The 21613-nt window shown below is 43.0% G+C and carries 14 protein-coding genes; all 14 read right to left on the bottom strand.

Annotated features, from left to right (window positions below):
- Nucleotides 1–26: 26 nt before the first annotated feature.
- Nucleotides 27–2108 carry a TonB-dependent receptor gene (locus C5470_RS01520; RefSeq protein ID WP_152963550.1) on the bottom strand — a complete coding sequence of 694 codons (2082 nt, stop codon included), beginning with the start codon at nt 2106–2108 and terminating at the stop codon, nt 27–29.
- 643 nt (nt 2109–2751) lie between these two features.
- On the bottom strand, nt 2752–4596 hold the full coding sequence (recD, locus tag C5470_RS01515) for an exodeoxyribonuclease V subunit alpha (protein WP_166285346.1): 1845 nt from the start codon (nt 4594–4596) through the stop codon (nt 2752–2754).
- Nucleotides 4596–8204 (bottom strand): exodeoxyribonuclease V subunit beta, encoded by a 3609-nt coding sequence (gene recB, locus C5470_RS01510; protein WP_166285344.1) that lies wholly within the window; start codon nt 8202–8204, stop codon nt 4596–4598. The genes recD and recB overlap by 1 nt, the downstream gene beginning before the upstream one ends.
- Nucleotides 8201–11089 carry a pitrilysin gene (gene ptrA, locus C5470_RS01505; protein WP_152963548.1) on the bottom strand — a complete coding sequence of 963 codons (2889 nt, stop codon included), beginning with the start codon at nt 11087–11089 and terminating at the stop codon, nt 8201–8203. The genes recB and ptrA overlap by 4 nt, the downstream gene beginning before the upstream one ends.
- A gap of 15 nt (nt 11090–11104) precedes the next feature.
- Nucleotides 11105–14476: an exodeoxyribonuclease V subunit gamma gene (gene recC / locus C5470_RS01500; protein ID WP_166285342.1), complete on the bottom strand. Its 3372-nt coding sequence runs from the start codon at nt 14474–14476 to the stop codon at nt 11105–11107.
- On the bottom strand, nt 14454–14840 hold the full coding sequence (locus tag C5470_RS01495; RefSeq protein ID WP_036843807.1) for a prepilin-type N-terminal cleavage/methylation domain-containing protein: 387 nt from the start codon (nt 14838–14840) through the stop codon (nt 14454–14456). The genes recC and C5470_RS01495 overlap by 23 nt, the downstream gene beginning before the upstream one ends.
- Nucleotides 14837–15304 carry a YgdB family protein gene (locus tag C5470_RS01490; protein WP_051477179.1) on the bottom strand — a complete coding sequence of 156 codons (468 nt, stop codon included), beginning with the start codon at nt 15302–15304 and terminating at the stop codon, nt 14837–14839. Before C5470_RS01490 ends, C5470_RS01495 begins: the two co-directional genes overlap by 4 nt.
- Nucleotides 15305–15309: 5 nt before the next feature.
- The gene (locus C5470_RS01485; RefSeq protein WP_036843809.1) at nt 15310–15900 is read right to left on the bottom strand and encodes a prepilin peptidase-dependent protein; all 591 of its coding nucleotides are present in this window, start codon (nt 15898–15900) and stop codon (nt 15310–15312) included.
- A 39-nt stretch (nt 15901–15939) separates the two neighbouring features.
- Nucleotides 15940–16455 carry a prepilin peptidase-dependent protein gene (locus C5470_RS01480; RefSeq protein WP_051477181.1) on the bottom strand — a complete coding sequence of 172 codons (516 nt, stop codon included), beginning with the start codon at nt 16453–16455 and terminating at the stop codon, nt 15940–15942.
- A 448-nt stretch (nt 16456–16903) separates the two neighbouring features.
- Nucleotides 16904–17245, bottom strand: a complete 342-nt coding sequence (locus C5470_RS01475) for a hypothetical protein (protein WP_152963546.1) — start codon at nt 17243–17245, stop codon at nt 16904–16906.
- Complete coding sequence (locus tag C5470_RS01470; RefSeq protein WP_036843812.1) at nt 17233–17499, bottom strand: hypothetical protein; 267 nt, start codon at nt 17497–17499, stop codon at nt 17233–17235. The genes C5470_RS01475 and C5470_RS01470 overlap by 13 nt, the downstream gene beginning before the upstream one ends.
- 126 nt (nt 17500–17625) lie before the next feature.
- A complete protein-coding gene (gene thyA, locus C5470_RS01465; protein WP_152963545.1) occupies nt 17626–18420 on the bottom strand; it encodes a thymidylate synthase in 795 nt (264 codons plus the stop codon).
- Complete coding sequence (lgt, locus tag C5470_RS01460; RefSeq protein ID WP_036844272.1) at nt 18417–19292, bottom strand: prolipoprotein diacylglyceryl transferase; 876 nt, start codon at nt 19290–19292, stop codon at nt 18417–18419. Before lgt ends, thyA begins: the two co-directional genes overlap by 4 nt.
- 73 nt (nt 19293–19365) lie before the next feature.
- Nucleotides 19366–21612, bottom strand: coding sequence for a phosphoenolpyruvate--protein phosphotransferase (gene ptsP / locus C5470_RS01455; RefSeq protein ID WP_036843816.1), 2247 nt, complete (start codon nt 21610–21612; stop codon nt 19366–19368).
- Nucleotide 21613: the final 1 nt, after the last annotated feature.

Below are 21613 nucleotides of genomic sequence, written 5' to 3'. Positions count from 1 at the left end.
TGTGTAATCATTCAGTTTACTATTTATCAGAACTTAATATTGACTGTCGCACCATAAGTTAGAGGTTCTCCTGCACGACCATACCAACCGTTCTCTCCAGTCATTGGGTCAGCCATTGGGAATGCACGAGTAACATAAGTCTTATTTAACAAATTCTTCGCCCAGAATGTAATATCGTAATCTGGTGTTTCATATCCAGCCCGAAGATTCAACAAGCCATAATTAGACTGCTTCTGAGAATTAGCATTATCAAAATAAACTTTACCAGCAACATTATAATCCGCACGGATAAAGTATCCGTTCAAGAAACTATAATCGACACCGACACCATAGGTGTAGTTTGGTGTATTTGCCGGGCGTTTATCTTTATAATCAGTAACACCTACAATTTTTCCACTTTTGTCATAAATATTGTCTTTAAACTCAGTAAAGTGAGCATCATTGAAACCTGCATTAGCAGATAATGTCAGCCCCTTAATCACTCTCCAGGAAATTTCCGATTCAAGCCCTCTACTGATTGATTTCCCTGCATTCTGGGTAACGGATTCTGGATAAAACTGCTTTTCAACCTGCTGATCGGTAAAGTCAATCCAAAATAATGCGGTATTCCAGCGCACTGTCTTATCCAACCATTCTGATTTCAGACCAATTTCATAGTTGGTTGTGTATTCAGCATCAAAACGGCGCTGATCCTTAGGTGCCAAACTGTTAAACCCTCCACTTTTATAACCACGGGCAATACTGGCATATAACATAGCGTTATCCGTAGCATAATAATTGACCCCAGCTTTCGGTAACCAGGCATCAAAAGAGAGTTTATCCGTCAAATTTTCTCTGGTTATTCCTGAGAAATTTTCTGTCTTGCCGAATTTCAGATTCTTTTTCTCATAGTCATAACGCAGCCCAGCAACCAGCTCTACATTATCCATAAGATAATAACTGGTATTACCAAACAGAGCATAATTATTGGTCTTAACGTTGGTATTCTTAACCTGATATCCGAACTGTAACATCCTGTAATCAATATCTAATTTATCATCCTGATTGAAATAATACATACCAATCAACCAGTTAAATGGCCCGGTATTTTTAGAATTAAGACGTAATTCCTGAGAGAAGTAATCTTGTTTACGGTCAATTAGCAATTTTGAATGTGATTTACGGGTAAAATCGAGATCCTGGTAATCTTTTTTATCTTCTGAAGTATATGCACTAATTGAAGTCAGATCCATGCGATCCCATTGATAAACCGCTTTAATAGATCCTTTATAAATATTAGCATCTGATTTACCTGCATAATCAGAATCTATCGATTTTGTCCCTCTCTTTATTTTATCGAGCGGTGCAAATGAAGCGTTTCCATTTCTGCGGTTTTGTGCATCAAACGTAGTAATAATATCCCACGGCCCATCTGATGGCTGCCAGCGCAGCTTAAATCTGCCGTTAAAATCATTAATATCATTTATATTCTTTTTATTATCATAATCCCGTTTAAAATAACCGTCGCTATTCAAATAACGTAATGCTGTACGGTAAGACCAATCGCCATATTCATCAATGCCACCACCTAAAATAGCTGTAGTCTGCAAACGATTATAATTACCATATGAAAAGCCAAGTTTCCGTTCGGTTACCGGATCGGGATCTTTGGTAATGATATTAATGACCCCCGCTTCAGTATTGCGGCCATATAATGTTGCCTGTGGGCCACGTAATACTTCAATACGTTCAATATCCAGTAATTCGGTATCAAATGAATGGCTATATACACCATCGGTAAAGAAACCGACCGCTTGTTCCCCTTCCATTCCGGGCGTCACACCACGTAATGAAATAAACCCAGCATCAGATGGGTTACCTGCTTTTATCATATATAAATTGGGAACTTCTGAAACGACTTCGTAAAAGTTTTCAATCCCTTTCCGTTCAATATCAAAATCAGATAATGCCGTCATACTTATTGCTGTTTTTTGCTGATCCGCAGAAACTTTCTCCGCAGTTACAACAATGGTATCCAACGAATCTGTTTTGCTATTTTTATTTGCCAAACTCTGATGAGAATAAAAAACAGATAACACAGCAATAGTGGTTACGCTATGCTTTAACATAGATAGCTAATCTCCAAGAAGAAGCGGGTATAGGCATTCAATAATACCGGCAAAAACGCTTTTACCATCCATTAGTAAAAAACTTGAGGAATTATATAAACAACTAAAAAAAAATGCAAATGCAAATGATAACCACTTGCATTATTATCATTGTGAAGAAAGTAACACACCTCAATTTTTAATTCAACTTATTGTTTTAATTAAGATTAATTATTATCCAAAATTCGTTAAAGAGGTTAAATTATCCATATCTGAGACACAAACTGAGTCCTTGCCAAAACACAGAACGTACCTCAAATACTTCAATCCCTATTTCATTAAGCTATTTTATTTACTGTTTTTATAGTAAAGAGTAAGCCCAAGCAGTACAAAATAATTATTTATCCACTCAATGCATTTTAAATATTTCATTATTATCTAATATAAATATGCCGAAATGATGAAAAAATTTAAATATATAGATACAGTGTATTATTAATATCATCAGCCTGACGCTATTATATCCAATAAACCAAACTCAAATTTACTGATAATAAATTTACCGCTATCACCTCGACTCATTTTTTCTAACAATAGGAAACATTGACTGCCCTCCCTCTGATCCGAGGCTGTCAACAAAGACCGGCGTTTCTTACTAATCCACCTACTGACTCAGCCGTTCAGCCAGCCCGCTTCGCCTTTGTGTCGGCGTCTGAATAGCCTGACGCAATACCGCCTCATGTGCATAAAGAGTCAACTTTTCTCTGGCACGGGTCATCGCTGTATAGACCAGTTCGCGGCTGACAACCGGTACAAACTGTGTTGGCAATACCAGAGCCGTATGCTCAAATTCTGAACCCTGGGATTTATGTACTGTCATCACATACGCGGTTTCATGCTGTGGCAAACGACTCGGCTGAATCCCTTTAATCTGTCCATCGGACAGTTGAAAATACGCACGCAGCTCATTATTTTCGTCCCTGAGCATAATACCGATATCGCCATTAAACAGGCCGAGTGTACTGTCATTACGGGCAATCATGACTGGCCGGCCAGCATAACCACGGCTGAAAATCCCAGCGGGGCGACGGATCAGCCCCTGAAGATGCAATAGCTGTTCTATTCGCTCGTTAAGCCCACTAACACCAAATGGCCCCTCTCTGAGTGCACACAACAAGCGATAGCGGTTAAATTCAGCCAGAATTTCTTTTGCAGGCACCTGCTTTGCCACCCGTTGCAAATAAGAGTGATAACCCGATACCGTTTCTGTCAGCAACCGCTGATAATCTTCGTCCCCAAACAACGGGTAGAAACAGATATCATTCAATGGCTGTTGCAGAATAGCCAGAGCTTCCCGGCTCTTTCCCTGATTAACTGCCGCAGCAAGTTGCCCAATTCCTGAATTTGCATCAAAGCGGTAGCTTTTGCGCAACAGACACAGACGATCACGAACCTCTGGAGCGTTTTCCTGATCGCCTGCAACCAAATGGCATCCCGTCAACCAACTTAGTTGTTCCGCTCTTACAGCGCTGTATCCCAACTCAGCAAAACGGCAAATATCCCCCAACACTGCTCCAGCTTCCACTGACGCCAATTGATCACGGTCACCGAGCAGAACGATTTTCGCCTTGGGTGGCAATGCATCAATCAACCTGGCTATCATGGGTAAATCCACCATTGAAGCTTCATCCACCACCAGCACATCCAGATTCAGTGGGTTATCCCGGTCATAACGCAACCGCTGGCTATCAGGTTGAGCGCCCAACAATCGATGAATCGTCTGTGCCTGATCTGGCATAGATTCAAACTGTTTCTCTGTCAGAGGCAATTTTCTAACTACGCTGTTAAGAGATTCGGTCAATCTGGCGGCCGCTTTTCCTGTCGGAGCCGCCAGTTGGATAACCTGCTTTTTATCCGGACTAAGTTTGATTAAGGCAGCCAACAACTTAGCAACCGTTGTCGTTTTACCGGTTCCCGGCCCGCCAGAGATAACCGAAACTCTGCTAGTCACTGCTACAGCGGCAGCCACCCTTTGCCAGTCCGCGGTTTCATCAGACAGAATGAATAATTCATCCAGAATAGTTCTCAGCTGCTCTTCCTGAATACTATCGGCTGATTGATTAGCAGAGAAAAAAGCAGCCACCTGGCATTCACTTTGCCACATCCTCTGTAAATAAAGTCGGCCATACGAGAGCACAACAGGCGTTGGTTGAAAACCATCACTGACGGCGGCACAGTTTTCCAGTGCCGCCAGTAAACTCTGCTCATCAGGTTTTCCCGCAATTTGCCATAGTTGCTCCGCAAATTCACGATGTCGCCCATCAAAAAAATGTTCAGGTGTTATCCGGTTAACCGGCAGGCAAACGTGGCCGGTACCGGTTTCAGCACTCAACAACGCCATTACCAGCAACAGAACAGGATCTTCATCCTCAATCAACGTATGAGCAAACTGTAAATCCAATGAACGCAGGAGCCTGAGGTCTACGGCCTGTCGTAATAACGAAATCATCAATTTTTCTCTTTATCAGGCTGTTCATTACCACGGAAAAGCAGATCCAAAGCATCGACAAATTCAGCCGCAGCGCGACAACTGAAAATACCATTTCCCGGCTGTTGTTTATCGATTCCCCTCAGGAACAGATAAATCACACCGCCAAAATGTTGTTGGTAATCATAATTAACCAGTCTGTGACGCAAGTAACGATGCAATGCCAGTGTATAAAGCTGGTATTGCAGATCATAACGATGCTCAATCATGGCTGTTTCCATCGCTTCTCGGGTATAAGCCTGACTCCCCTCGCCCAACCAGTTTGATTTGTAATCCAATACATAAAACCGGCCTTGCCAACAGAAGACCAAATCAATAAACCCTTTCAGCATCCCTTTCACCTGCTGAAACTCCAGTTGAGGGCAGCGGACAGAAACAGGGTCGTAACGACGCATCACCGCATCCAGCTCCTGAGATCGCAAAAGTTGTTCGACCGGCAGATAAAACTGCATTTCATCCTGTTGGTGATGAAGCGGAATTTCTGCAAGCTGTATACCGTCATCACTCAATGGAGTCGTAAAAATATCTGCCATCCACTGTTGTAATACCCCACTCCAGTGTTCATCAAACCCGGCCGATTTCAGTTGTTCTGCCAACCATTTCTCATCAGGCAATTGGCTGAAATCAAGCTCTTCCAGAATAGAGTGCAAAAAAGTCCCCGCAGAGGCTCCCCGTGGAAACGTATGTGGTGTCATTTCAGGTTGTTCTGCTATTTGTTTTTCACCACTGGCATCAACATCCAACTTTGGCGCGATAGACTGAACAATAACCTCAATAGACTCTTCTCCAACAATACGGGGGGAAGTATTACCATAATGAACAGCAGAGTTTTGTAAACCAGAATAACTGGTGATCCGCCAATCATCCTGAATCCTGCGATTAAACTGCCTTGCCGACAGCAATAAATCATTTTGGCTTTGTGATTGCCATGGACGATCATCAGTATCACCGATTGAGGAGACAACAATTCCATCCCCACTTAATTCTTTAAGACATTTCGCCAGAAAATCAGCATCACCTTTAACTCCTTTTTGGAGCAGGTAACCCAGAGCACACTGATGCAGATCGGTATCTCCGGCCTTTTTCTTATTACCTTTTATCAGCGGAGCCACACCGACACTGCAATGGTAAACAGAGCGCGTCAATGCGACATAAAGCAAACGCAAATCTTCTGCCAGCCGCTCTTGTTCCGCCAGTTTGATCGTTTCCTCATCAGGAAAAATATCAAGGCAAGTAGCAAAACTTGTACGATCATGATATATCGCCCGTTTCTGCGCCCTGAAATTACAAACAAATGGCAACCATACCAGCGGATATTCCAATCCTTTAGATTTATGGATAGTACAGATTTGTACCAAATGGCGATCACTTTCCAGCCGCATTTGCTGGCTTTCCGACTGCGGATCAGGATGAGATATTTGTTGAGCCAGCCAACGAATAACCGCATGTTCACTGTCGAGTTGTAAAGATATCTCCTGCAACAACTCACCAATATGCATCACATCCATCAAACGCCGTTCACCCTCATAACTCACCAGCAAATTTTCGGCAATATGATGGTTTGTTATTACTGCCCGTAACATCGGTAATACACCACGGCGTTGCCACAGGCGGAAATAACCATCAAACTCATCAACTAACTGATCCCACGCCTTTTCATCATGATTCAGCTTGTCTATCTGACGAGCAGTCAAACCAAACAAACCACTGGCAAGTGCACTTCTCAGAACACGTTCCTTCTCTGGCGACAATACCGCTTGCAGTAACCAAAGAACATCCTTTGCTTCCGCGGTCTCAAATACGCTTTCCCGGTTAGAAAGAAATACGGAAGGAATAGATAACAAGTTAAGTGCATTACGGATCAGTATGGCTTCCTTTCTGCTACGCACCAAAACAGTCATGTCGGCAGCCGTCACAGGCCGGGGATCATCTCCTTTATGTAACAGCGCACGTCCTTCACTGCCAGCCTGCAACCAATCACGAATTTGCGCGGCACAAAGCCGTGACATTGTTTGTTCATAATCTCCGGTAGAAATCCCTTCTCCTGGCTGTAACCAGAAATTCAACGCTGCCTGCTCTTGACCATCATAGCTAAAAGAGAGTCCCCGGTTTTTCTCTGCCGCAGAAACTTCAATAAAGGGGATCTGTTCAAACAAAAATGGATTTTCTGAACGCATAAACAACTTGTTTATTGCCTGTACCATTGAGCAGGCAGAACGCCAGTTTGTCTCCAGAGTATAGTGAGCACTTACCTGAGAGCGGGCACGAATATAAGTGAAAATATCTGCACCACGAAATGCATAAATAGCCTGCTTAGGGTCGCCGATAAATAGCAACCCATTTTCAGGCTGATCGCCATAGATGGTATGGAAAATTCGGTATTGCTGTGGATCGGTATCCTGAAACTCATCAATCAACGCAACCGGATAGCGCTGACGGATAGTTTGAGCAAGCAAATCACTGCCCGGGCCTTTCAAAGCATCATCAAGACGGGTTAATAAATCATCAAACCCCATCTGGCCACGTATCAATTTTTCCCGGCGGATTGATTGGCGAATTTCAACAATCGCTCTGGAGATAATCAAATCACGTAAGGTCAGTGGTTGCTGATATAAATCATCGATAGCAACAAAAAGTGAATGCTTAGGTACATCACCTTTCTTTGTCTTTTCTGCTAATACCGACTGCCGGAATTTCTCCAGCTCTTTTGGCAACTGATAATCCTCTGTAGGTTCCTGAACCCAATCAGTGACTCTGTTCAGCCAATTTGGTAAGTGCTTACTACTATAACTTCTCTTGTCTACACCGGAACCCGCAATTAAATCATGCAATTTTCCAGCCACTTCATTCCATTGGCATTTAACACCGCTGATCAACTGGATAATTTTCTCATGACGGCTTAACAGCGTTTCATCACTGTCTGGCGCATCAACAATATGTGGCATATCCCCTTGTAAATAAGGGTGTAATTCAGCTAACAGTGCTTCCGGCCCACTCCATTCCTGACTGATGACCATTGCCATTGACAACGGCAATGGATAGCAGTAACGGCGCCAGAAATCAGCACACCCTTGTTTTTCCAATGGATGTTGATCCTGAATTAATGTCTGTTCAAACAAAATCCCAGATTCAAAAGCATTATGCGCCAACATTCTCTGACAAAAACCATGAATGGTATAAATCGCGGCTTCATCCATCTGCCGCTCGGCTGCCAGCAACCAGATAGCCGCTTGTTCTTTATCCGGGATTTCATCCAATAGCTGTTGATAGTCGGATCCTGCACTTTCTACTTCGCTTCGAATACAAGCCAGGCGAAGTTTATGAATATTTTCACGGATTCGGCCACGCAGCTCATCTGTTGCGGCTTCAGTAAACGTCACCACCAGAATTTCTTCCACGCTTAAAGGCCGTGGAAAAGCGGCATCTTTCCCCAATCCAAGTAGCAAACGGAGATATAAAATGCCAATGGTGTAGGTTTTACCCGTCCCAGCAGAAGCTTCGATCAGCCGCTGACCATTCAGCGGCAGAGTTAATGCATTAAGCCTATGGACAGATATCTCTGTACTCACTGAGTTCTTACCTCAACAGGTAACTGTTTCTGAAGTTCAGTGACATTATGATAAGTTTTCCAACCTTTCAATTTCGCATATCCATCCGGGTTTGCTGATTTGCCAATCACTTGGGAAATAAATGACAGTCCGCGATGTTTGACTACCGCATCCTGATAGAAATGAATCAGTTGCTTCTGTGTGGTTTTCTTTAGTGCCTCCAGCATCTTATCTCGGCTATCAAAACTAAAGTTATTGCGACTAAAATCACCGGAGAAACGGGCAACTTCGGAATAGAAAGTTTGTGGCGGCTGCTGCCTTTCATTAATCAGCGCATTTTTGTACTGCTCAAAATCAGTTTGAGACATCGCTTCCAGTTTACCCGCGGCTTTCTGATAGAAATCCAGATAACGCTGATTCAAGTATTTTGGTTGTTTACTGTTACTTTGCAGCAGGAAACCCAACCCCCACTGTTCCCCGACACTGGTATTGAAAGCAAACACCGCATACCCCAATTGTTCCGTCGTTCTTAGCTGCTCATAGAACCAAGGCTGAAGCATATTGCTCAACAAACTGGAATAAACATAACCTTCTATGCGGTCATACCCCGTCGGGATATAAACTTCAGCTAAAGCACCGTCGGTGCTGCTGCCAGCACGCTGGAAATTAACCGGGTAATTTTTATCAATCACCACCTTGTTCCCACTCCACCAGTGACTTCCTTGATTCGCCAGTTGATGATGGGCAGATTCAGCAATAACTTTGCTCTGCTGTTCGGTCAGGTTTCCAATGATCATCATCTGCAAAGCAGCGTTTTTAATCATCTCATGACGATACTCAACAATATCCTGAACGGTGATGGTTTCCAGCTCTTTCAATCGAACAGATTGTTCAGTGTAAGGTACCCCAGAAAGGCGCTTCAATGGCTGCATAGCCATTTCATAAGCTTTACCGTTATGAGAAACCTCGATCTGTTCACGATACCAGGATTTAGCTTGTTCCAGTTGACTCTCAGTTGGTGTAAACGCCATATAATTACTGATTAAAGAGGTTAAGAGTTGCGGCAAATTCTGAGTGTAGCCACTGACGCCTAATTGCAGTCCCTGCGATGCGCCACTGGAGATATTCATTCCTGCAACGGAAGCCTGATAACCCAACTGGTCAAGGGAAAGCCCTGCCAAATAATCAAGCAAAGAGGAAGTTACCTGCTTACGGGCACTATTCAGACTTTCCGCATGGCGCAAATCAAGAACGATGCTGGCTTTAGGCTCATTAGCAAAATATTGGCTCGGCATATAGAACAAACGGAGATTCTGCTGTTCAAGAATCATCTCAGGATGCTTCTGACTTTTACCTGCTTTTATCAGTTTCAAGTCGTCAGGAATATAAGGATTTGGCACCGGCAGAGAAAAGTTCATTTGTTCCTCTAACTGCTGCCATTTTGTCCGCTGCTGCGATGTGATTCGATCAACCTGATAAGGTGCCTGGACAAAATAAGCCTGTTTATTGTGCGGCTCTTTTGGGCTGATATACCAGATACGGGCGTTTTCAGGCGTCAATTCAGCAAGCCGACTGGCAATTGCTTTCGGATTATAATCATCAGCCACATAGCCGGAATTCAATACATTGGAAACAGGAACTCGCAGCATTGCATCCGATAACCATTCGATATAATGCATATCACGAACGATAGAAGCATATTGGAAAGAGAGCTTCAAAACCTTAGCGATCTCATCAAAATAGCTTTTCTGAATGCCTTTTTGTTTTAACAAATTAATATAGGCAAAAATAGCCGCAACAACCTGATCCCGCTGTTCAAGCCCTTTGTCTGTCAACGTCACATAGATAAAAAAGATGCCTTTATTGCGGTCAATCATCGGTGCCGCACCTGCGTTGATACTTTCAGCCAACCCTTGAGATTGCAGCCAGTCTGATAACGTATTCAAACTGCGGTTACCTATCATATAACCGAGATATTCATCCGTTTTACTGCGAAAATCAGCACTGTTATTGTCAATACTGAACTCCAGTTGCAACGCTTTTTGCGGTTGAGCAGGAACATAATGGATAATAATTCCTTTCTCTTTTTCCGTTACTGCCGGGACGGTAATCGCCGGCACGCTCGCTTTTCTGTCCGGTATCCGGCCAAAAGTATCAACAGCAATTTGAGCCAGTTTATCAATAGGCTGATTACCGTAAATGACACCTTTCATCAGATTGGCTGAATAATAGTGCTGATAGAAATCCACCAGTTCTGTTTGTAATTGACTCCCCGGTTTATCTTTCAGCGTTTCCAGATTACCACCAGAAAAACGGGCATTGGGATGTTTAGGGTTCAGGGTTTCTGATCGTATTTGGGCAACCCGCATCCCATCGCGAGAACGCGCCATTGTCAGTTCCGCATTGACTGCGTTTCGCTCCCGATCTGCGTTTACCGGGTCAAGCAGAGGTTCAGCCAGTGCATCAGCCAGACGATCTGTGGCATCAGCTAACGCTTCATTTTCTACTTCAAGGTAGAAAGCAGTACGGTAAGAGGCGGTGCTGGCATTATAACTACCGCCGTGTTTTTGCAAAAACTCAGATAAACTACCCGACTGTGGGTAGCGCGCAGATCCCATCAGAACCATATGTTCCAGATAATGTGCAAGCCCAAGCTGGCTGTCAGGGTTTTCCATACTCCCAACCGGAATCGATACCGCTGCCAGTGATTTTGTCGCCTTCTCATCAGACACCAGCAAAACCGTCATATTATTTGCCAATTTGATTCCCTGATACTGACGGTGATCATTTTCGCTTTTATAAATTGTCTCTTGCAGTGGCTGCCACTGTTGTGTTTGCGCATAACCTGCCGTTCCCCAGAAAAACAGGAACATCACAGCAATCATGCGGACAAGATGTTTATGCATTATCGGATATTCTCCCTATGTATTCTGATATCGCGCTATCGGTAACAAATAACTGAGCGCTTCTTGTTTAAGTTTTGCTAAAAATAATTTATCAGCTTGCCTGAAAGCCCGCTGAACATAAGGATCATCACCTTCCCCTCTGCGCCCTTGCTCCCCAAGCCAGGCTTTCAGTAGCTGGCTTTCAGCTTTTGATTGGATTTCATCACTGCTGTCAATCTCACCCGTTTCTTTATTCATGCATGTTGAAAGCCACACCCAACCACTTTTACAAAATAAGGGCAAAGGAATTGTTCTTCCGCGTTGATAACCTTCAACCAATTGATTCAAATAATCTTTCGCTTGTTCTGACGGCACAGGGTCAAAGCGCCATTCACTGTTATCTCGCCCATAACTGCGGCTTTCCCCCTGACCACCAGCAAGACAGTAAGCCAGATGTTCAATCCACAGCTGCATACCATCATTTGCTGTCAGACTAGCCGGCCGCCAACGTAGTAAACCATCCGGCTGCACCTTATTAATTCGTCCTGTCAGAATGACTTGCCCTAAATCATGATGTAAATCGACAGAGAAAGTCTCTATTTGTTGTTCACGAATTTTATCCGCCAGCGGTTGCATCTCTTTTTGCTGCTTCAACCAATAAACTTCACCAAAAGCACCAAAAGGCAGCCCTCCAGCCGCACGAAGTCGGTTGAAGAGCGGCTCAGACGATTGTTGTTCAATGAGTGTATTCAACAATAGCTGATTAAATTGATAACGTTGAAGATTATCCAAAACAAAAGGTTCTTCCTCAGGTAACTCCGTTTCTTCAATGACAAAGTTTATTTTCAGACAACGCTGGAAAAAAAACCGAACGGGATGACGGTAAAAGCGGATTAAATCATCAAGTGTAATTTCCCGAATGTGTTCCGTTTCGACAGGCTGACAAAATTCAGAATATGCAGCACCTTGCTCAGTCGCTGCCGGTAGCCACTCTCCGGCATAACTTTGCTGATAACTGCCCGGTATAAAGTTTGCCGGCGCAAATGGAACCCGGGTATGAAGAGACAACAGATGTTTTCTGATATTAGCGGCGCTTTCATCAACGTTCAGTTTTTCATTGCCTGGCAAGCAGAAACTCTGGCAAACATAATCCAGCAATTCATTAACCAGCACTGAAGGGTTGCATTCCGTATCATCACGAATGGATTTACCGATGTAACTAATATAAAGAAACTGTTCAGCGGATATCAGCGCTTCAAGGAATAAATAACGATCATCATCCCGCCGTTTTCTGTCTCCCCTTTGACTTTTTTCTGCCATCAGGTCAAACCCAAGCGGTGGAATTGAACGGGGATAAATACCGTCATTCATTCCCAATAAACAGACAACCTTAAAGGGGATAGAACGCATTGGCATTAGGGTGCAAAAGTTGACAGACCCTGCGAGAAAACGCTGACTTATTTTTTCATCATCAAACCGGAGAGCCAATTCATCCCGCAACAGAACCAGTGGCACGATTTCCTGATAGCGGGCATTCAAGCCATTACCTATCACTTTCTGCCACTGCTGCTCTATCATTGCCAGTACTAATTCAGTTTCACTGTCTGCGACGAAAAATGTTTCCAGCAATTGCTGACAGACAGGTAACCAACCCATTAGCGTCTGATTCTCACCCAAAATTTTGCGCCAGTAGCTCAATTGCATTAAAAACTCAGCTAATTGGCCGGCAAGCTCCGCTGCTAAACCGCTGGATTCATCATAAGGCAATACCTCTTTCCAAGGACCTGACCGGCTATCCATGGCATAACCCAACAACATTCTGGTCAGCCCAAAACGCCATGTATGCTGGCCTGTCACCGGCAAGGACAGCTCTTCCACATTGTCGTCATCCAGCCCCCAGCGAACACCAGATTCTTCAACCCAACGCCTTAATAAACGTAAACCCTCTTCATGAATTTCAAATTTATTCGCCAACGCCGGAACTTCCAGCAATGCTAAAACCTGCTCAGTGGTAAAACGGCTTTGAGGTAAATCAAGCAGTGTAATAAATACCTGTAAAATTGAATGCGCTTGACGGGCTTTGCGATCAGAAATTGCGAATGGAATATAACGTTCAGCAGAGACATTACCAAATACCGCCTGAACATAGGGCGTATAATTGTCGATATCCGCGACCATCACAATAATATCCCTTGGCGTCAGTGATGGATTATCTTCCAGTAACCTTAAAAGCTGATCCTGTAAAATTTCCACTTCCCGTTGAGGGCTATGGCAAACATGGAAAGACAAAGAACGATCCGAAGGAGCAAGCAGCCGTTTTTGCAGGCTATTTTCAAATGTTTCTTTTGTTGAACCAATCTGGGCATGATCCTCCAGATAGAGAATATCCCTTTGGAGCTGATGTAACACGTTATCTTGTTCTAATTCGACAAAAGCGTGAACATCCGAACTTTGCTCAAGCTGCGACAGTAAATAAAGATTATCACGCCCTAATCGCCCCCATGACGCCAACAAGGGGTTACTGATATCCTGTTCACCTTCATCGTTAAACAGTGATTGAGCATTGCCAGGATCTTTAAAATATTCCAATTCCTGCTTATTTTTATAGTGACGCGGTTTACGGCTGCTCAGTTTTGCCAGAAAAGCATAATTCTGAATATCTCCCCAATAGTATTTACATGGGTTGGTAAACATCAGGTGAATATCAATATGCTGTCCCAATGCCTGTAAGGCTTGTAAATACACAGGCGGCAAAGCCGAAATACCACAGATAAATACCCGTTTCGGTAAGCAAGCTGAAAGTTCAGCACTGTTTTCCAATATCGAAATAAAACGGCGATACAAGTTAGCACGATGCCATTGAGGTTGTTGTAGCTGGTGGGTATATTCCGTTAATTCTAGCCACAATCTTTTCTGCCATAACTGATTATCACTCAAACCATCAATAAGCTGCCCTTGCTGCCAGCTTTCCAGCCATTGCGGGCGATAAACAAGATATTGGTCAAACAGGTCAGCAACCCGCCCGGCCAATTGATGAATTTTCCGTTTATCAAAATCCTGATCAAGATAGTGCCTAAGTGGGACAAATTCTGCTTCTGGCAATAATTGAGGCAATAACGCCATCAGTTTCCATGTCATGGCATCTTTACTAAAAGCGCTTTCTTTCGGGATATCAGGCAATACTTTGGTAAACATATCCCAGATAAAAGTAGCCGGAAGTGGAAACGAAATATTGGCTGATATCCCTATTCTTTCAGCCAGTTGGATTTGCAGCCACTGTGACATTCCTGGGCTTTGTACCAGAATGACTTCCTGCTCAAACGGATCAGTCAGTGGGTTATCTCCGATAAGTATGGTTATCAGCTCTTTAAGAAGATCCAACTGATTAGAATGATAAACCTTGAACATCAGGACTCCCGTTTGAACAAATCCACCGGCTTGCTTTACTTTGCTGATTATAAGACGTTGTTACTATAACTGTAAGCTGATAGCAATCAGATAACTGATATGTCGTCTGAAATTCAGCATGCCATCCCGGTGGCGGTGTTAATTCTGATAAAGCACTTTGACCTGCAATTAATTCATATTGTTCCAGGTATCCATAAGATAATTTATCCGCCTTTGATTGTTGCCAATGTTGCTGAAATCCAAATAATAGTGCCTGATGATAACGCATTAATCCCAGTAAAGAGACAGAAAAGACCATAACGGCAACCATAACTTCGGGCAAACTCATCCCTAATTGATGAGCATGAAAAAGATTTGGTTTCATAAACAAAACCCCGTATCTGCCTCGGGACAGAAATCCAGCCAACCGCTTTCTACCGGAATAAGAGAATCACTTCCACCAGAAGAGATTAATTTCATCCATTGATACAATCCGACAGATTGCCCGGATGCCACTTCTGCCACACCTTTCAGCAGAAAAAAATTACTTGAGTACCTTTTTAAACAGCTTGTTAAATGGAACTCCTGCTGTTGCAGGCAATACCACTCTTCTGTTTTATCACGATAAAGTAGCCATGACTGAGCCATTCCCCATGACAATGCAGATTCTGCTTGCTGAAAAGCTTTTAAATATCTGCGTTCATCAACCATCATGATTAATGCGTTATCCAGATGATGATGTAAAGCTTTCAGCATCATAAGGCTCACAGCCAGCAACATCAGCACTGAAATTAACAATACATTTCCTTGCTGAAATTGCAGGCAAACATTTGGAGAATGCTCAGTCACGGTACTTATCCCCTGATATTGCGCAAACGTATTACTGCCTGATATTGGTAGTTTATTGATGGATGTTTAAACCAATGTGCAATAAGCGTCAATTTGATAAAAACTAAACCATCTTTTGTTGGTAATTTTTCTGCTTTAAATGAATCTACCACTATCTCATTTGGGTCAAATAGCCTTTCCCAGCCATTTTCCTGACAGTTACCCGCACCTCTTTTCCATTCCACTGATTTATTACTAAGACGATAGCCAAAGAATTCTGATTCACTGTGTTCTGGTGGCTCCCATTGGTTATTTATATTAAGATCGTATGCAATAATCAGGCATGAACCCTCACTTTCATCATTTCTATTATTGATTAATATTGGCTTTCCATCGCAATAATGCTGGCAATATCCTGCACGACGAATGTCTTTTTCTATAATATACAATGTTTGTTTAACAAAATATCCTAAACGATATCGCTGATATAACTCCATTACTTGTCTGGTTAAAACCGGGTAACTTTTGGCAATCGCCAGTAAAATAATAGTACCAATAGCCATTGCTACAATCACTTCTAACAATGTCATTCCAGATTGGTTTTTATGTTTTATCATTACAATAGAGTATCACTTATTTTATAAGAAAAAGCATAATTAACCACAAGCCGGAATACTATTAAACTTATTATTACTACATGATCTTACTCTTCCTCGTGAAGAAAAAATAACTGATATTTCACCTGCGGAATTAGCCAAGATAAAACTCGCGGGCATCATCGTATTTCTTATTCCATGAAACTCTATCTGCTCCTTAGTTGCTGAGCTTATAACAACATCCTGATAGGATGATTTTATACCCTCAACATTCTCTAAATCACAATCAGCAAGTGCAGATCTAGAAAGCGCTATACACCACTCTTTTCCCGTTTTCAGCCACAATATCACCTCTTTATTCAGATAATTCGCCATAGATTGCTGCCTGGCGATAAATGTCAATACTTTCTGTACTGATTCCTGTAACCTGACTCTTTCCTGATGATCACCCCATTCTTGTATCCCCCATAAAGAAAATATTGAAACCAGAACAATAACAATCATCAATTCCAATAAGGAAAAACCTAATTGATTATCAATATTATCACTACCAATTATATTAATGTTATCTTCCATTAACAATTCCTTACATCCTTTCGCAAAACATTCTATTTGTTTTAAAAACAGAATAAACACATAATTGAATTTTATGCGAGAGTGCATCAATAAAAAAATAACAACATATTATTGTTACATTTAAATTGCGTAGAGCCTCGCAAAAATCAATAAGGATAGACGTTTTTGTTTCTTATTATTATCATGCATTGTAAGCTTATATGGCTATAAGGAAGAAGTTTCATAAATATAATCAAAAAAAACTCTTCATATATCGTATCCCACGCAGAATACGACAGACTAACCGACGACTTACTGGAGAAACAAAGCATGATCAATCTTGCAGTCGTTCAGGAACGGGCTAACGCTCTGTTTTCAGAGATCCCTTGGCTGACCTACATCGGCTTTGTGTCGGATTCCCGCTAATTCCTGCAATGATACTTGTCCTTTCAACAAAATCTTTTCGTTATCAGTGTATGATCAGTAGTTGATACAAGAGGGTAATTAAATCTTGGTTTGTGCTTGCGTATGCCAATATCTGAATTTCACCCCCGACTACATCATAAATGGCACGGAATTGCCGATCTTTGGAAAACCACTGGTGAAATTGAATTCCTTTATCCAGTAACATTGAGGAATAGCCGTATGCTAACGGGTTTTCCCCAATCAATCTCGATGATTCAATCAGTAAATCATCTACCAAATTTTGAGCCGCTTCCAACCCTATTGTGTAAACCTTGTAGTCTTCAATAATAGAAAGTGTCTGGTAGGCTGTTTCAGCAACTTGAACTTTATATATCACGTCCGACATTCCCTGCGTCTACGAAGTGCTTCTTCAGGGGTCATTTTTCTACCATCCATGATATCTTTCTTAGACAGCATAGCGATTTTAAGCAACGCCATCGCCTGTCTTTCTGCGTTTCTATCGGCTTGCTCCCTCTCACGTTCTGCTACCGGTTGAATAAACAATTCAGATATTCCGTTTTTGGTAATAAACAAGCCGCCCTCGAAGTTCTCTGGGTTACTGAGTAGATCCCTAGCTTTTTTTTGAGAAATGGTATTCATGGTCTTTTTCCTCCTACTTCTGTGTATCTGTATATTATACCACCAAAATGAAAAGGGGAACAATTTATAATAAATTGTTCCCCCAGATTATTGACAAACACAGAAGAACTGTTTCAGCCATAACCTCTAAATAGCAACCGGTGCCTTTATTCCTGGATACGGGTCATAATCGACAATTTCAAAATCATCAAATTTATAATCAAAAAGTGATTCCGGTTTACGCTTTATAACCAGTTTTGGCAGTGAACGCGGCTCACGACTGAGCTGTAATTGTGTCTGTTCCATATGGTTGTTATAAAGATGCGTGTCACCACCCGTCCAGACAAAATCGCCCACTGCCAGATCACACTGCTGTGCCATCATATGAACCAACAATGCATAGCTAGCAATATTGAACGGCAAGCCAAGGAATACATCACAGGAACGCTGGTAAAGCTGGCAGGAAAGTTTGCCATCCGCAACATAAAACTGGAAGAAAGCATGACATGGCGCTAATGCCATTTTATCCAGTTCACCGACGTTCCAGGCCGATACAATGATCCGGCGTGAATCCGGATCGCTTTTAAGCTGTTCCAACACCGTTTTCAGCTGGTCAATCTGGCGGCCATCTGCCGCTCCCCATGCGCGCCATTGTTTACCATACACAGGCCCCAAATCGCCGTTTTCATCCGCCCATTCATCCCAAATAGTGACACTATTTTCATGCAGGTATTTGATATTCGTATCACCATTCAGAAACCAGAGAAGCTCATGAATAATTGAGCGGATATGGCAACGTTTAGTTGTCACCAGTGGGAAACCATCCTGCAAATTGAAACGCATCTGATGCCCGAAAGTGGAGACCGTCCCCGTCCCGGTGCGGTCTGCTTTTGGAGTACCTTCTTCTAGCACTCTTTTCATTAAGTCCAGATACTGTTTCATTTTACCTCTTGTACCTTATTACCTTGGTGTTTGTATGCCCATATCATCATTAAAACTCCCGCCAGGATCATTGGAACAGAAAGAATCTGTCCCATGCTGATTCCATCGAATAAACCCAGTTGTGCATCTGGTTGACGGAAGAATTCCACTATTATCCTGAAAACACCGTAGCCAATTAAAAACAGGCCGGAAACACTGCCCATTGGACGAGGTTTACGGATATATAAATTTAAAATAATAAACAGGACGATCCCCTCTAACGCCATTTCGTAGAGTTGTGAAGGGTGACGGGGAAGAACACCATATTGTTCAAGTATTGATAACAGTGAAGGGTCAGTTGCTGCCAGTGCAATATCCTCACTACGGGAGCTTGGAAACAGCATAGCCCACGGTGTATCCAATGTGACACGCCCCCACAATTCACCGTTAATAAAGTTACCAATTCTCCCCATTCCTAAGCCAAAAGGGACTAACGGTGCAATGAAATCAGCAACTTGTAAGAAATGACGTTTAGTTCTGCGACCAAATAACCACATTGCGCAGATAACACCCACCAAGCCACCGTGGAAAGACATTCCTCCATCCCAAACTTTAAACAAATAAAGCGGATTATCGAGAAAGGCGGGAAGATTATAAAACAGTACGTAGCCAAGACGGCCACCAACAAAGACGCCAACAAAACCTGCATAGAGCAAGTTCTCTACTTCGTTTTTTGCCCAACCACTATTAGGTTTCGCGGCTCTGCGTGTCGCCAGCCACATGGCGAATACAAACCCCACCAGGTACATAAAACCATACCAATGAAGGGATATGGGGCCTATTGAAAAAATAACCGGGTCAATATTAGGAAATGCCAGGTAGCTGTTACTCATCGTTCCCCACTTAATATTTAAAATGAATCCTAAGGCAAATGATTGCGGATCATAGCACAGGCCGTTAAACGGATTAAATTCCGCCTCTGACCAAACCGCCAATCCCATGCCGCTCCATAAACGTTGCTGACAGCTCCTTTACTCTTACGCTGGTTTCAGCCTGTAGTACTTCAGTCATCAACTGCTCAACCTGAACCCTCTCCAAATGACGTAATAAATATTTAATCCTTGGCACACTACAACCACTCATACTCAGGCTGCGATAGCCAAGACCAATCAATAACAGAGCACCCATCGGAGAACCCGCCATTTCACCACAAATACTGATAGCAAGACCCGCTTGCCGGCTATTTTCAAATACCAGTTTTAATGCCCGAATCACAGCCGGATGTAGACAATCATAAAGGGAAGCGACCTGGGTGTTGTTTCTATCCACTGCCAACAGATACTGTGTCAAATCATTGGTGCCAATAGAAACAAAATCGACTCTGCACTTGAGTTGTGGCAAGAGAAAAATGGTCGAAGGAACTTCAATCATCACGCCGAGCTGCGGCATGGGTATCTGATGCGCCAGAATTTGCTCAACTTCCTCTTTCGCTCTGTCTATCAATCTCTTAGCTTCATCAATCTCTTCCACGCTAGTAACCATTGGCAGAAGGATTTTCAAATTACCGCTATTAACATTCGCTCTGAGCATAGCCCTAAGCTGAATAAGAAAAATTTCCGGTTGGTCCAATGTCACCCGTATACCGCGCCACCCCAAACAAGGGTTTTCTTCGCTGATGGGCATATAAGGCAGTTGTTTATCCGCACCGATATCAAGTGTACGCAATACCACCGGTTTATCAGGAAATAATTGCAGCATCTCCTGATAACGGGCTTTTTGTTCATCTTCTGAAGGGAAACCACAGTGCAACATAAAGGGTATTTCAGTTCGATAGAGACCAACACCATCAATATTATTGCCTATATGTAACTCATATTTCAGACTCAAACCCGCATTAAGTTGAACAAGAACACGCTCACCACTTTTGAGCCGCGCTTCCTGATCAACATCCCCTTCAGCCAGTTTACTCAGCGCTTTTTCTTCTTCGATGATCTGTTTATATTCCTGAGAAATCAGCGGCTCAGGTTCAATAAAAACTTCTCCGCGGAAACCATCAAGAATCAGCATACGATTGTGCAGGAGTTCCGGCAGGATATCAGCTCCCATAATAGCCGGGATGCCCATCGCCCGAACCAATATGGCAGAGTGTGAATGCGTCGCGCCATCACGAACAATAACCCCTGCTAATCTTTCCTGCGGCATTTCTGCCAATAGGTTAGCACTCAGTTCATCAGCAACCAGAATAAACCATTCAGGCCACAGATGACTGACAGTCGGTGAATCATCCAGATGAAACAGTAATCGTTGCCCAAGTGCCCGCAGATCCGATGCCCTTTCCCGCATATAGGCATCCTGTAAGCTGGCGAATTGCTCTGCGTATTTCTCAATAACTTGTTTAACCGCCCATTGCGCAACAGATCCCTGCTCAATACAAGAAAACAGATCTTGTTTCAGTTGAGGATCATTCAAAAGGTAGGAATAGAGATCAAAAATCGCGGCACTCTCTTTTTGAGAGCCGGTAGTAAAACGCTTACTGAGCCGCCGGCATTCCGCCGTCGCATCTTCAAGTGCCTGAATCAAACGAGAACGTTCTGCTGCATGATCAAGGGTTGATGCTTCAAAAATTTGTTCAAATGAGGGCTGGGAACAATCCTGCCACCCCTGGGCCATGACGATGCCATTGGAAATTGCCAACGCTTTAATTCGGGTCTGCCGGTAGTGCCCAAACAAGCCCTTGGTCTGAGCCTGAGCAAGAATCACAGCCAACTGTGTCGCCAGCGTCACCATAAAGGATTCTTCGGTTTCATTAAACAAGCGTTGTTCCTGCTGCTGGACAACCAGAACGCCTTGCAACTGACGGCGATAAATAACCGGAACCCCTAAAAAAGCGCGGAAGTTATCTTCCTTAACCTGAGGCAGATATTTAAAACTTGGATGACTGCGTACATCCGCTAAATTAATCAGTTCAGATAATTGACCAACTTGTCCAACCACCCCCTCACCAAATGCCAGGCTGATAATTCTTCCACGGGGTTTCCTCAATCCTCGGGTTGCCATCAGGTAATAACACTGCCGTTGATGATCAGCAAGATAGATAGAACACACATCTGTGCTCATCGCCAGGCAGGTCTCATTCACCAATAGCTCAAGCGCCTCGGCCAAATTGGTTGCCATCGCAACTTTTTCAACAATTTCCCGTAAGCGCATAAGCATG

Source organism: Photorhabdus stackebrandtii (genome assembly GCF_011189495.1).
GTDB classification, from domain to species: domain Bacteria; phylum Pseudomonadota; class Gammaproteobacteria; order Enterobacterales; family Enterobacteriaceae; genus Photorhabdus; species Photorhabdus khanii.
The sequence above is the reverse complement of the archived record's forward strand: the minus strand, read 5'-3'. Positions and strand labels throughout refer to the sequence as shown.

Coding starts and splice junctions, on each gene's coding strand:
- C5470_RS01520 (WP_152963550.1), bottom strand. CDS start 2,108: ATGTTAAAGCATAGCGTAACCACTATTGCTGTGTTATCTGTTTTTTAT.
- recD (WP_166285346.1), bottom strand. CDS start 4,596: ATGATTTCGTTATTACGACAGGCCGTAGACCTCAGGCTCCTGCGTTCA.
- ptrA (WP_152963548.1), bottom strand. CDS start 11,089: ATGCATAAACATCTTGTCCGCATGATTGCTGTGATGTTCCTGTTTTTC.
- recC (WP_166285342.1), bottom strand. CDS start 14,476: ATGTTCAAGGTTTATCATTCTAATCAGTTGGATCTTCTTAAAGAGCTG.
- C5470_RS01495 (WP_036843807.1), bottom strand. CDS start 14,840: ATGAAACCAAATCTTTTTCATGCTCATCAATTAGGGATGAGTTTGCCC.
- C5470_RS01485 (WP_036843809.1), bottom strand. CDS start 15,900: ATGATAAAACATAAAAACCAATCTGGAATGACATTGTTAGAAGTGATT.
- C5470_RS01480 (WP_051477181.1), bottom strand. CDS start 16,455: ATGGAAGATAACATTAATATAATTGGTAGTGATAATATTGATAATCAA.
- C5470_RS01475 (WP_152963546.1), bottom strand. CDS start 17,245: ATGTCGGACGTGATATATAAAGTTCAAGTTGCTGAAACAGCCTACCAG.
- C5470_RS01470 (WP_036843812.1), bottom strand. CDS start 17,499: ATGAATACCATTTCTCAAAAAAAAGCTAGGGATCTACTCAGTAACCCA.
- thyA (WP_152963545.1), bottom strand. CDS start 18,420: ATGAAACAGTATCTGGACTTAATGAAAAGAGTGCTAGAAGAAGGTACT.
- lgt (WP_036844272.1), bottom strand. CDS start 19,292: ATGAGTAACAGCTACCTGGCATTTCCTAATATTGACCCGGTTATTTTT.
- ptsP (WP_036843816.1), bottom strand. CDS start 21,612: ATGCTTATGCGCTTACGGGAAATTGTTGAAAAAGTTGCGATGGCAACC.